Source organism: Paenibacillus sp. TSM33, from assembly GCF_056099025.1.
Window position 1 is genome coordinate 758,646 of record NZ_JBLZXB010000010.1, and the last position, 12,453, is coordinate 771,098.

Genomic DNA, 12,453 nt, shown 5'->3' on the forward strand with positions numbered 1-12,453 from the left:
GGCGTAAGCATATCTAACATTAGTTTAAAAAATACCTTACATAGCTATTGACCCGTGTCATGTTTGAGATTTATAATGACGACAGAAAAAAACATTCGATCATGAACATTTCAGGGTTGTATAAGACTTAATGTTCGGAAAAATTGGGAGGAAGAAGACATGTCCGTTGAAAACGTATTGAAAACAATTCAGGAAAATAATATTGAGTGGGTAGATTTTCGTTTTGTAGATTTGTCTGGTCGTGCTCACCATATTTCATTGCCAGCTTCCGAAGTAGATGAAGAAACATTTGTTAACGGTGTTGCTTTCGACGGTTCTTCCATTCCCGGCTATCGTGGCATTGAGGAATCCGACATGGTTATGCTGCCCGATCCAGAAGCGGTTTTTATCGACCCTTTCACTCAGCATCCTACACTGAATATCCTGTGTGACATTGCTACGCCAGACGGCGAAAAATATGACCGTGATCCTCGTGGTATTGCCAAAAAAGCTGAAGAATTTCTGCAATCTGCAGGGGTGGGCACAGCGGCATTCTTTGCACCTGAATCTGAATTTTTCATCTTTGATGATGTTCGCTACGAAAGCGGCATGAACAGTTCCTCCTTCTTCGTAGATTCCGAGGAAGCAGCTTGGAACACGAACCGTAAGGAAGAAGGCGGCAACCTGGCCTTTAAAGTGGGCGTGAAGGGCGGCTATGTACCTGTAGCACCAGTAGACACCCAACAAGACATTCGGAGTGAAATGTGCCGTTTGCTTGAAGAAGCCGGTCTGAGAATTGAGCGCCATCACCATGAGGTGGCCACGGCAGGCCAAGCGGAAATCAACTTCCGTTTTGATACACTCAAGAAAACAGCAGACAACCTGCTCGTTTATAAATACATTGTACACAACACAGCTCGTCAATATGGTAAAGTGGCAACATTCATGCCGAAACCGATTTTTGGGGACAACGGAAGCGGTATGCACGTTCACCAATCTATTTTCGATGGTGACACTCCTTTGTTCTACGAAAAAGGTGGCTATGCTAATCTGAGCGAAATGGCTCTTCATTACATTGGCGGTATTCTGTACCATGCACCTGCATTGATCGCTTTGACCAACCCAAGCACCAACTCGTTCAAACGTCTTGTTCCTGGCTACGAAGCGCCGGTTAACCTCGTATTCTCCAAAGGTAACCGTTCTGCGGCTGTACGTATTCCAGTAGCGGCTGTAACGCCTAAGGGCTGTCGAATCGAGTTCCGTACACCAGACTCCACAGCTAACCCATATCTTGCTTTCTCAGCAATGCTGATGGCGGGTTTGGATGGCATCAAGCGCAAACTGAACCCAGTCGAATTGGGCTATGGTCCACTCGACACTAACATCTATGAGCTGTCTGACGCTGAAAAAGGCAAAATCCGCAGTGTACCTGGTTCACTGGATGAAGCTCTGGACGCTCTGGAAGCCGATTACGAATTCCTGACTGAAGGCGGCGTATTTACGAAGGACTTTATTGATAACTATGTAGAGTTCAAACGTTCTGAAGCGAAATCGGTGAACATCCGTGTTCATCCACATGAATACAGCTTGTATTTTGATTGCTAATACTACATGGTCAGCATAGCTGATTTGAATAACACTCATTAGCCTGCGGGGAATAGTTGTTGTTCAAGATAGGTCTCCGGTCTTATGCCGGAGACCTTTTACCATTATGATAAATACTACAAAATAAAGATGTTAAATATATTAACATTCACAGCTTTGTCACATCATAAAGGAATTAAGAAACATTTTTATACAAGTCTTGAACGCATTTATGAATACTGCTATCATAGCGATAATATCCACACCAGAGTAGAGAAGGGATGGGAATTTGTTGAGTAAGAGAGCCTACAATTTTAATGCAGGACCGGCGGCATTGCCGCTCAAAGTACTGGAACGTGTACAAGCTGAATTCGTTGATTTCCAGGGGACAGGGATGTCCATCATGGAAATGTCTCACCGTGGAGCCGTGTATGAATCTGTCCATAATGAAGCGCAGGAACGTCTGTTATCTCTGCTAGGCAATCCACAAGGCTACAAGGTGTTGTTCCTGCAAGGGGGCGCAAGCACGCAGTTTGCCATGCTGCCTTTAAATTTCTTAGGTGAAGGACAGATCGGAAGCTATGTAATGACAGGCAGCTGGTCGGACAAGGCATATAAAGAAGCTAAGCTATTGGGCAAGGCTCACATTGCCGCCTCCTCCGCTGATGAGAAATACATGCGTCTTCCGAATGTGGATTCCTTGGATTTACCTGAGAATACTGCATATGTGCATATGACGTCCAATGAGACGATTGAAGGTACACAATTTAAGCAATTCCCGGATACGGGTTCCGTACCGCTGATTGTGGACATGTCCAGTGATATTTTTTGCAAGCCTTTTGATGTTACTCAATTTGGATTGATTTATGCTGGTGCGCAAAAAAATCTGGGACCTTCTGGTGTAACGGTTGTGGTTGCCCGTGAAGAGCTGCTTGCTTCCTCACCAGGCAATATTCCTACGATGCTGCGTTACAGTACTTATGAAAAGAATAACTCTCTCTACAATACTCCCCCATCCTTTGCCATATACATGGTGAATGAAGTGCTCAAATGGATCCAGGAGGAAGGCGGTTTAGAAGGCATTGAGCGTGTGAATCAGCAGAAAGCTGCTCTGCTATACGACCGTATTGACAGAAGCGAAGGCTTCTATCGTGGTTGTGTGGATAGCGCTGATCGTTCTATTATGAACGTAACCTTCCGCCTTGCGAATGAGGATCTGGAAAAACAATTTATAAAAGAATCCGAACAAGCGGGCTTCATCGGATTGAAGGGGCATCGCAGTGTAGGAGGGCTTCGCGCCTCGATCTACAATGCGGTTCCACTGGAGAACTGTCAAGCATTAGCCGAGTTTATGGATGGATTTAAGCAACGTAACAGTTGATTATACAGACATATATTTCGATACACGATATTGATATCAAAAAAGTAAAAATAAAGCCTTCCCTGAATGTGTATAGGGGAAGGCTTTTAGTGGTGTAGGGAAATTGATATTTTTTTGTCGTTTGATGTCTATATCCCTCTGATTTTGTTAAAATGAAGAAAGTGTATGCTTTCAGCATACACATTTTGGTTAGACTTTAGGTTATTTGTCTAACGAATTTAATGATGAAAGGAACGAAAAACTGATGCCATTACATATTGTGCTTGTCGAGCCGGAAATTCCAGCTAACACAGGGAATATTGCCAGAACGTGTGCAGCAACCGGAACTCATCTGCATCTGGTTAAGCCACTGGGCTTCCGTACCGATGATGCTACGTTAAAACGGGCTGGGCTTGATTATTGGTATGCTGTTCACATTGAGTATCACGAGTCTTTTGCTGAAGTACAAGAGAAATATCAAGAAGGTCGCTTCTTTTATGCGACAACAAAGGCAAAACAGCAGTATAGTGATATTGAATTTCAGGATGGAGACTTTTTGGTATTTGGTAAAGAAACGAAAGGTTTGCCTGCTGAACTGTTAGCTGCTAATCCTGATACATGTATCAAGATGCCTATGTCAGATAAAGTAAGATCTCTAAACTTGTCGAATTCCGCTGCGATTATCGTATATGAAGCACTGAGACAATTGGATTTTCCAGGTTTATCGTAACGAACATCAATCGATCAAGTATAAATGCGAATAAAGAACCAGGACCTTAGTTGCTGATAAAAGTTGCATTATTAATGCTCGAAAGTACATGACAGTAGAGCTTAAACAAAGGATATGTGGTCATAAATTTGCGGGAAATCTCTGTGAAGGCTAATGATAATTGGCTTTCCGGTCGATAAAAATATTATAGACATTCTGTACCATACTTTGATATGGTTCATGATTTTATGAAAAAATGTAATAAAATTTCCTGCGATCAGCAGGATTCGACAAAAAGACAGCGAATACTACATAAAGAATAGTGTCTTTGTACCTAGTTTTTCGCCTGGAAAGAAAATTGTAAGCCAATACTCAATAGGAGAGGTGTACGATCACGATGAAACCTGCCGGTGTGGTACGTAAAGTTGATCAGTTGGGGAGAATAGTTCTGCCTAAGTCATTACGTAAAAGATATCAAATGAATGAGGGAGATCCTGTCGAAATTTTGGTTCAGGGCGACCATATTATTTTGGAGCGTTATCGTCCAAAATGTGTATTCTGTGGCTCAATAGAACAAGTGAACGATTTCAAAGAACGTTATATTTGTGCTCAATGCCTGACAGAAATGACACAGTACTCCTCCTAAAATGAGGCAAAAGCATCACGACATTCGTTCGTGATGCTTTTTTTCGGATAGAGCTATGCCTGAACAGCATATATTTAATTGGATAGTAAACTACACTACACCTAACTATTTATAGAACAAAAAATGAGTAGGGACTGGACGCAGATTACCATCTGACGGTTTGTTTACGATTCGGCCGTTTAGTATAAGGGACGATGAACCGCCACCGTCCAAATTATAAGCATCCTGAACACCCAGATTGTACATCTTCCCTTGGAGTTCTTCGAGCGTTGCACCTGAACCCCCGCTTTCATTGTAGCCGTCTACGACAATAATGAGCAACTGATCATCTTTATAGTTGCCAATGACTGTACGTGGAGCCCGCTTGGGAGAGACTTTCCATTTGTCAGGAATAGGCACTTTTTGTCCCTTTTGCAACAGAACGGGAACAAAGGTAGCTCCAAAGGCAGGTTTTAAGCTGTCAAGAGCACTTTGATTGTAAAATTTGCCCCCAATAAGCTTGCCATCGTTACTCAATCCGACGAATGACAAGTCCTTGAAACTCGACTGAAAGCCAGTAAGATAGCGGCCGTTTAAGACAGTAGTGCTTAAAGGATAGCGTTTGCCATCTCCATCGGCAAAGCCGCCTGCGTTGATCCCTGCAATAGCTCCGTGTCTCAAGACTGCACGCATGGTCGTTTCTGAGCCACCCAATTTGTCATTTCCCAAAGACATTTTCATTGCCGTAGGATCTTTAAGTTTGACTTTCATAGCGTATCCTTGATAAATCCCCGGGTTTACTTTAAACAATTCTATAGTAATCCGGTTGCTATCTACCTGGTAGTAGGGAACACCCAGTTTGGCAGTGATGCGCCGATTATAGATAACCGCGGGTCGCTTGGACTGCGCAGAGGCAGTCACGACAAGCTGATTCATCGTTTGGGTCGTTTGTTTGTAGAGCTCAGACGTCCGGCGAATCGTAGATAAGGTATACGTTGCTGTTTGCTTGGCTTCATCAAGCTGCTTGCCTACTGATTGCGTTTGTAGAGTAATTTCGACTTTTTGCAGACTCGGAGATGTAGATTCAGGAAAGCTCAAAGGGGGATGCACTAACAAAATACACCCTAACAAACCGATAAAAGGAGCAAGGGCCAACATAAAGAACCGGTTTACTAGCTTTGCATCTACATTCATTTTAGCAAGTCCATTTTTTTCTGAAGTGTATTGAGCTGCTGCTTGACTTCATTTAATTGAGTATACAGTTTATTGCTATTATCGGTCTTATTATTGGCATTATCCTTTGTAAAGGTCAGTAGTTCGTTGAAGGACTGAACCTTGCCCTGCAATCCGCTAACTTCCTTGGAAAGTGCAGTCAGTTGCTTTTCATAGTCGGATTTGAGTACTTGAATCTGTTGGTCTGTATGGGTTTGCATTTCGTTTAGCATTTGCTGCTTCAAGTGATTGCTATACAGATAGGTTGCGAGAGCACCTAGTATAATAAGAAGAAACCAAAATAGCAGAAAAGTCTTTACGGGCAACCCCTTTCTTGAATTGCTCCGCCGGGCTTCGGCAGGAGGACGTTCAGGTGAAGCTTGCATGTGATTTTCAACTCCCGTGTAAATTCAAATTTCCAGTCTTTATTTGCAGTACCAATTCTATCATGGGCCTATTTATTTCGCAAAAGCGAAATAGTCATATAGAAATATTGGAAAAAGAGATTGCATCGGAAGGAAGTCCTAGGATACAATTTCCTTAAATCGTTTTCGCTTCCTATACGTTCACATTTACGCAATTTCTACATAAGCAATCTCTAGTTTTGTGATTACTTTCGCTAAATATGTATTTTTTTGTAAATCAGGAGGTTTAGATATGAGAAAAGTATGGCAGGTGGTCATCATAGATATCCATCCTACAAGTATGCTGGGAACAAAGCTTATTTTGGAAGACCAGCAGGATTTGCTTGTTAGAGGGATGTCTTCCTCCGGCACAGAAGGCCTGGAGCTGGTTTGCTCCATTCGCCCGGAAATTATTTTAATGGACTATAGGTTGCCTGAGGGAACGGCGGAACCGTTTTTGACACAAATGCGGGTCTTGTCTCCGGACAGCCATATTGTTATTATGACGGATGAGGACAATATTACGTTGTTCCAGCAGTTAATCTCGCTTGGTGCAAATGGAATGCTATCCAAGCAGGCATCACCGAGCCAGTTAATTCACCTGATCAACGGTTTGCGCGAAGGATTCGCTTCATTACCAATGGATTGGATTCGTTGTGGAAACTGGCCATTTATGCCGTTAATGGCTTCTGAGCCTTTTGACGAATTGACGCAAACCGAAGTTTTTATTATGGAACGTATTGTACAAGGAATTACATATGACAAAATTGCTATCGAGATTGAAGTTAGCCGGCGCTCCATTGATAATTATTTACGTAAAATTTATGCGAAATTAGGTGTGTCCAGCCGGGCGCAGGCGATTGAACGTTATGCCTTATATGCGCGTCAGATGAAGCAGTTATATGCTTGACGCGTCAGCCCGGAGATCATGACTATTTTTCAGGAGAAGGAGGATGTTCATGCAATATTCCTTTGCTTCACGAACGGCTGCGATGTTGGCTTCTCCAGTGCGTCAAATCCGGGAAAATGCGAGAAGACATTCCTTTATATCTTTGGCTGAAGAATTGCCTGCACAAGAGCTGTTTCCGGTGAAACTGTTGGAAGAAGCGGCTCATGATGTGTTTGGCTCCGGCCCTGACGCCCTCCAGTATGGTGAACCGGAGGGCTATTTTCCGTTGCGGGCATGGCTTGCGGGAGAGTGGGAACAGCGTAAAGGAGTAAGAGTACCGCCAGGTCAAATCCTCCTCACCACAGGCAGCCAGCAGGCCATTGACTTGATCGTAAGGCTGATGGTGGATGAGCGCGATCCGGTATTGGTCGAGAACCCGACATCCCCTGGATGTTTACAGGTGTTGTCTATGCAAGGGGCGCAGGTCGTTCCTGTAGAATCAGATGGGGAGGGCGTTATTCCCGATAAGCTTGAAGCTTTAATGATCCATTATCGCCCCAAGCTTTTTTTTGCTACGCCTACATTTACGAATCCGACAGGCTCCTTATGGAGCGCGGCTAGACGGCAGGAAATTTTGGACCTGTGTAGACGTCATGAGGTGTTGGTCGTTGAGGACGATTCTTACGGTGAATTGCATTTTAAGCAAAAAAACGAAACCCATGATAAGAGTCCGCATGCCCAGAGCCGAAAGTTTGCAGAGGCTTACCCCTCACTATTCGCGCTGGATCATGCAGGTCAGGGCGGTCAAGTGCTATATATCGGTTCATTTAATAAAACAGTTGCCCCTGCACTGCGAACTGGCTGGGCGGCTGGTCCTGCGCCGCTGATTGAAGGGATGTACGCCTTGAAGCAGCTGGCTGATGTGCAATCCAGTACGATGAACCAACGGTTGCTGTTCCAATTGCTGACCAATTCGCGTTTTCAATGGCACGAGCACTTGGCAATGTTGAACAAGGAATATTCAACTCGGCTCCAATTACTCTTAGAGCTGCTCAAGCGTCCGTTTTGGAAAGACGTGACGTATCATATTCCATCTGGTGGGATGTATGTGTGGGTGAAATTGCCCGCTGGGCTGGACAGCGCCTTGCTGCTCAAAGCGGCGCTACCCAAGGGCGTAGCCTTTATGCCAGGTGCGTTGTGTGCAGTTGGCGATGAAGGTGCGTCCCATATTCGCCTTAACTTTAGCCACCCGGGCCGGGAACAACTGCTTATGGGCATGAATTTAATCGGTGAGACGATCGGTGAATTTACTGCGCGAAGCTAGTCAAAACAACTATCCAAGGGTCAGTCATCCCCTGCCTCCGCTACAATGGTGAAATAACCGATGGGTGCTTCCGCGATCTGCTGCTGTTCACTATCCTCGTTAAACTCTGCCGTCATTCCAGCCGCCGTTTCAATCCCTTGCTGCTGGAGTACTTCCGCATACTCGCTCAAGGCGGCTTCACCGAACGGAGTCAGCCGATAACGGCCGCGGGCTACACGTTCAAACCAGTCGTAGTAGTTGCGCTGGAGTACGGCAGCAGCGTCGCTGACGGCTGCTGTACGGGCGAGCTGCGCTGGGGCGGCTTCCCCCAAGCCCTGCAAAGCAGCGGCTACGCGCAGCGCTTTTTCCCGGTAGGCGGTGACCAGCTTGCGCCGGGTGCTTCCGCCGATATTGTGGTCACCGCTGCGTGCGTGAAATTCCCGCAGCAGCTTTTCCTTGCGTGAGCCACGGCGAATGGTAGTCGCTTTGTGACCACTATCGCTAGATGCCACGGGCTTACACAGCACCTCAACGAGCGGAGGTTTTGTTTTAAAATGCGTGATGGTGAGCAAGCCAAGCCCCAACTGGCGGCACAGTCCGACCAGCTCACTCCAGCGTTGATTCACCGCCCCTTTTTTGGCACGATTCCGTTCTACAGCCACATATACATTGCTGCTTAACTTCAAGCGCTGCATGCCTTGCAGTACCAGCGCCAGGTTAAACGTCTTTTTTATCTCCACAATTAGAGGTGCTTGCTGCCCTGGCTTGATTCCCACCAAATCGCAGTTGCGCACTTCTCCTTTGACTTCATATCCCAAGTTCTCAAAAAAGGCTTTGACCGGGGCGTACAGCTCCGTCTCATGCCGAACCGCCATGGATTCTCCCGCTCCTTTATCCCATTATTCCGAGCTTATATTGTACCATAATGCGTCAGGTCCGCGTCGTTGTTGTCTATTTTAGCATAGTGAATCCCTTTGTTTTTGGAAAAAGCCTAGAGACCTGTCACAAAAAATAGGTCAATTCTGAAATCAATCTGCATAGGTATGTATTACACTTTTTTTAAGAGGATCGCATTATATCCTGAAAGGCGTGACGAGTGTAGCCATAATCATCAAGAGTGGAGGATAGACATTACGCAGTCATGGGAGGAACCGAGCATGAATATTTTTGACCGCCTTGCGGAGTACCGAGCGGAGAACAACCGTTTGGCCTGGAACGGCACTTTTAGAGAGTATATCGAGATACTCAAGAAAGACCCGACACCGGCGATGACCGCTCATGCACGGGTTTACAAAATGATTGAATCTTTTGGTGTAGAAGAGGTTGGGGGACATAAGCGATATAAGTTTTTTGAGCAGGAGATTTTTGGGCTGGATCGTGCACTGGAGAAGTTGGTGGAGGAGTACTTTCATTCCTCAGCCAGGCGGCTCGATGTCCGCAAGCGTATCCTGCTTTTGATGGGACCTGTCAGCGGAGGAAAATCGACACTGGTCACTTTGCTAAAGCGTGGTCTGGAGAAGTTCTCAAGAACGGATCAGGGAGCCGTGTATGCCATAGAGGGCTGCCCTATGCACGAAGACCCCCTTCATCTTATTCCTCATGAGTTGCGCCCCGAATTCGAAAAGGAACTGGGTGTGCGAATTGAAGGTAATCTGTGCCCATCCTGCCAAATGAGATTACGTACGGAATTCGATGGTGATATCGAAAAGGTGCGTGTGGAACGGGTATTTATATCGGAAGAAAACCGGATCGGCATAGGTACGTTCAGCCCTTCTGATCCGAAGTCGCAGGATATTGCCGACTTGACAGGCAGTATTGATTTTTCCACCATTACAGAGTATGGTTCCGAATCTGATCCACGCGCCTATCGATTTGACGGAGAACTGAATAAAGCGAATCGCGGACTGATGGAATTTCAGGAAATGCTGAAGTGCGATGAGAAGTTTCTGTGGAATTTACTGTCTCTGACCCAGGAGGGGAATTTCAAGGCCGGTCGGTTTGCGCTCATCAGTGCAGATGAATTAATCGTAGCTCACACCAATGAGTCGGAGTATAAAAGCTTTATTGCGAATAAAAAGAACGAGGCGTTGCAATCGCGGATGATTGTAATGCCAATTCCCTATAATCTCAAAGTGTCCGAGGAAGAAAAGATTTATGCCAAGCTCATTGAGCAAAGTGACATGCGGCATATTCACATCGCTCCTCATGCGCTGCGAACGGCAGCCATTTTCTCTGTGCTCACCCGGTTGAAAGAAACCAAGAAGCAGGGTATGGATTTGGTTAAAAAGATGCGCATGTATGACGGCGAGGAGGTCGAAGGCTATAAGGAGGCCGATCTGAAAGAGATGCAAAATGAGTTTCTGGAAGAAGGCATGTCCGGCGTAGATCCAAGGTACGTCATTAATCGTATTTCCAGTGCGCTGATTAAGCAAAATGTGGAATCCATCAATGCTCTGGATATTTTACGAGCCATTAAGGATGGTCTGGACCAACACGCTTCGATCACAAAGGAAGAGCGGGAGCGTTATCTGAATTTCATTTCCGTAGCTCGTAAGGAATATGATGAATTAGCGAAAAAAGAAGTACAAAAGGCCTTTGTGTACTCTTTCGAAGAATCTGCCAAGACGCTGTTCGACAACTATTTGGATAACATTGAAGCTTTTTGCAATTGGGCGAAAATCCGTGACCCGCTCACAGATGAGGAACTCGACCCGGATGAGCGGCTTATGCGTTCCATTGAGGAGCAAATCGGGGTGTCGGAAAATGCGAAAAAGGCATTCCGTGAAGAAATATTAATCCGTATTTCCGCCTATTCCCGCAAGGGGCGAAAGTTTGAGTATCATCATCATGATCGGCTGCGAGAAGCCATTGAAAAGAAGCTGTTCGCCGATTTGAAGGATATTGTGAAGATCACAACCTCGACCAAAACGCCTGATGCTAATCAGCTCAAACGGATGAATGAGGTGATTAAGCGACTGATTGAGGAGCATGGCTACACTGGAGCCAGCGCCAACGATTTATTGAGGTATGTAGGCAGCCTTCTGAATCGGTAAGGTGAAATAAACAATTGTGTAAAGAAGCTATGGATTGAAATGGATGGTGAAGAGAATCCGACAGGCACAGAGCATTTCAGGTGCTGACGGGTTCTTTTTTTGTATGAATAGAGAGTTGGATTTATATGTTTTTCTGAAATTAATATGTAAACAATCACAATCAATCTTCTGCTTTTTTAACATTTTCTAAAAAGTTGCCGATAAATATGGTAATGTAAAATCTATGTAAACTATTATTTGGAGGAATTTATGATTCATGTCGCTGAGAGTAGATTAAAACAGATACAGTATATTGGCATTACTGATGGCGATTTGGCTTTATTGCATCATTATCAGGGGCTATTCCAATCTATTGTAAATGAAGTAGTGGATCGTTTTTATGAGCATGTAGAAAAGGTTCCTCATCTCATGTCGATTATCTCTAAATGGTCGAATATTGAGCGACTAAAGCAAACCCAACGTGAATACTGGCTCTCTCTCGCAAATGGGAAAATAGATGATCAGTTTATCGAGCACCGTCTTTTTGTGGGGCAGGTACATTCCCGGATCGGATTATCTTCCGATTATTATTTGGGTACGTACATTGCTTATCTGGATATTGCAGTAGACATTTTAAAGCGTTCGGGGATAGAGGATTGGTATTCTATTGTGCACGCCCTTTCCAAAATGTTCAATCTGGATTCCCAACTTGTGCTGGAAGCTTATCAGGAAAAGGAAAAGGAACAAGTTAGCGAGCTCGCCGATGAACAAACGCAGATGCTGACTGTGGTGTCCCGAATTGCACAAAATTTGACGGGAATGATTGCCGAACTTAGGGAAAATACGGATAATATCGCGGAGAGTGCCTGCACCACTGCTTCTTCGCAGGAACATACGGAGGAACTGGTACTGCAATTAAGTGATGAAATTAAGCATATTGAACAGATGAGCAGTACCATTCGAGAATTATCCGATCAGACTCATCTGCTGGGACTGAATGCGGCAATTGAGGCAGCCCATGCGCAAGAAGCAGGGCGTGGATTTCAAGTGGTGGCGCAGGAAGTGCGAAAGCTGGCATCTAATTCAAAGCAAGCACAGGAGCAAATTCAGCGCAAGGTGCTGGATATTGCCCGTATGCTTGACAGTGTGCAATCCGAAACCGCTGCCACAACAGCCAGTGCCCGGCAACAGGCCTCCAGCTCGGAGGAATTGGCTTCATTCACAAAGCTAATTGAAAACATGGTGAAGGAATTGGAAATGCTGCAGCACTCCTCGGAAATGCTGGAGGTGTGAGATGTGGCTTGAGCAGTATATCCTCGGGAACTGGAAGTTTATGGGCGTAGCTGGCTGGATACT

Annotated in this window: 11 protein-coding genes; 8 read left to right on the forward strand and 3 right to left on the reverse strand. The window is 45.2% G+C overall.

Annotation, left to right across the window (positions count from 1 at the left end; genetic code table 11):
• The first annotated feature begins 159 nt into the window (after positions 1-159).
• The 4 genes from glnA to ACN6NF_RS07405 all read left to right on the forward strand — a co-directional run bounded on the left by glnA (position 160) and on the right by ACN6NF_RS07405 (position 4,278).
• Complete coding sequence (glnA, locus tag ACN6NF_RS07390; RefSeq protein WP_063209902.1) at positions 160-1,584, forward strand: type I glutamate--ammonia ligase; 1,425 nt, start codon at positions 160-162, stop codon at positions 1,582-1,584.
• Positions 1,585-1,852: 268 nt separating this feature from the next.
• A complete protein-coding gene (gene serC, locus ACN6NF_RS07395) occupies positions 1,853-2,944 on the forward strand; it encodes a 3-phosphoserine/phosphohydroxythreonine transaminase (protein WP_474316508.1) in 1,092 nt (363 codons plus the stop codon).
• A 244-nt stretch (positions 2,945-3,188) separates the two neighbouring features.
• Positions 3,189-3,653, forward strand: coding sequence for a tRNA (uridine(34)/cytosine(34)/5-carboxymethylaminomethyluridine(34)-2'-O)-methyltransferase TrmL (gene trmL / locus ACN6NF_RS07400; protein WP_474316510.1), 465 nt, complete (start codon positions 3,189-3,191; stop codon positions 3,651-3,653).
• A 376-nt stretch (positions 3,654-4,029) separates the two neighbouring features.
• On the forward strand, positions 4,030-4,278 hold the full coding sequence (locus ACN6NF_RS07405) for an AbrB/MazE/SpoVT family DNA-binding domain-containing protein (RefSeq protein WP_014599574.1): 249 nt from the start codon (positions 4,030-4,032) through the stop codon (positions 4,276-4,278).
• Positions 4,279-4,383: 105 nt separating this feature from the next.
• Here the strand turns inward: ACN6NF_RS07405 and ACN6NF_RS07410 are convergent, their stop codons facing one another.
• Complete coding sequence (locus tag ACN6NF_RS07410; protein WP_474316514.1) at positions 4,384-5,451, reverse strand: phosphodiester glycosidase family protein; 1,068 nt, start codon at positions 5,449-5,451, stop codon at positions 4,384-4,386.
• Entirely contained in the window at positions 5,448-5,855 is a 408-nt protein-coding gene (locus tag ACN6NF_RS07415) for a hypothetical protein (RefSeq protein WP_016820499.1), read from the reverse strand. The genes ACN6NF_RS07410 and ACN6NF_RS07415 overlap by 4 nt, the downstream gene beginning before the upstream one ends.
• A 271-nt stretch (positions 5,856-6,126) precedes the next feature.
• On the opposite strand from ACN6NF_RS07415, the gene ACN6NF_RS07420 reads away from it, so the two are divergent.
• Positions 6,127-6,783, forward strand: coding sequence for a response regulator transcription factor (locus ACN6NF_RS07420; protein ID WP_016820498.1), 657 nt, complete (start codon positions 6,127-6,129; stop codon positions 6,781-6,783).
• Positions 6,784-6,832: 49 nt separating this feature from the next.
• Entirely contained in the window at positions 6,833-8,086 is a 1,254-nt protein-coding gene (locus tag ACN6NF_RS07425; protein ID WP_474316515.1) for an aminotransferase-like domain-containing protein, read from the forward strand.
• Between the two features lie 20 nt (positions 8,087-8,106).
• On the opposite strand, the gene ACN6NF_RS07430 is transcribed toward ACN6NF_RS07425, so the two are convergent.
• Positions 8,107-8,940, reverse strand: a complete 834-nt coding sequence (locus ACN6NF_RS07430) for a DUF2161 domain-containing phosphodiesterase (RefSeq protein ID WP_474316517.1) — start codon at positions 8,938-8,940, stop codon at positions 8,107-8,109.
• Positions 8,941-9,222: 282 nt separating this feature from the next.
• On the opposite strand from ACN6NF_RS07430, the gene ACN6NF_RS07435 reads away from it, so the two are divergent.
• Positions 9,223-11,118 carry a PrkA family serine protein kinase gene (locus ACN6NF_RS07435; protein ID WP_474316520.1) on the forward strand — a complete coding sequence of 632 codons (1,896 nt, stop codon included), beginning with the start codon at positions 9,223-9,225 and terminating at the stop codon, positions 11,116-11,118.
• Between the two features lie 249 nt (positions 11,119-11,367).
• Positions 11,368-12,390, forward strand: coding sequence for a protoglobin domain-containing protein (locus ACN6NF_RS07440; protein ID WP_474316521.1), 1,023 nt, complete (start codon positions 11,368-11,370; stop codon positions 12,388-12,390).
• Positions 12,391-12,453: the final 63 nt, after the last annotated feature.

What these genes read in the sequence shown, in the direction of transcription:
- ACN6NF_RS07440 (WP_474316521.1), top strand. Translation starts at nt 11,368, where the DNA reads ATGATTCATGTCGCTGAGAGTAGATTAAAACAGATACAGTATATTGGC.
- ACN6NF_RS07410 (WP_474316514.1), bottom strand. Translation starts at nt 5,451, where the DNA reads ATGAATGTAGATGCAAAGCTAGTAAACCGGTTCTTTATGTTGGCCCTT.
- trmL (WP_474316510.1), top strand. Translation starts at nt 3,189, where the DNA reads ATGCCATTACATATTGTGCTTGTCGAGCCGGAAATTCCAGCTAACACA.
- ACN6NF_RS07425 (WP_474316515.1), top strand. Translation starts at nt 6,833, where the DNA reads ATGCAATATTCCTTTGCTTCACGAACGGCTGCGATGTTGGCTTCTCCA.
- ACN6NF_RS07415 (WP_016820499.1), bottom strand. Translation starts at nt 5,855, where the DNA reads ATGCAAGCTTCACCTGAACGTCCTCCTGCCGAAGCCCGGCGGAGCAAT.
- ACN6NF_RS07430 (WP_474316517.1), bottom strand. Translation starts at nt 8,940, where the DNA reads ATGGCGGTTCGGCATGAGACGGAGCTGTACGCCCCGGTCAAAGCCTTT.
- ACN6NF_RS07420 (WP_016820498.1), top strand. Translation starts at nt 6,127, where the DNA reads ATGAGAAAAGTATGGCAGGTGGTCATCATAGATATCCATCCTACAAGT.
- glnA (WP_063209902.1), top strand. Translation starts at nt 160, where the DNA reads ATGTCCGTTGAAAACGTATTGAAAACAATTCAGGAAAATAATATTGAG.
- ACN6NF_RS07435 (WP_474316520.1), top strand. Translation starts at nt 9,223, where the DNA reads ATGAATATTTTTGACCGCCTTGCGGAGTACCGAGCGGAGAACAACCGT.
- ACN6NF_RS07405 (WP_014599574.1), top strand. Translation starts at nt 4,030, where the DNA reads ATGAAACCTGCCGGTGTGGTACGTAAAGTTGATCAGTTGGGGAGAATA.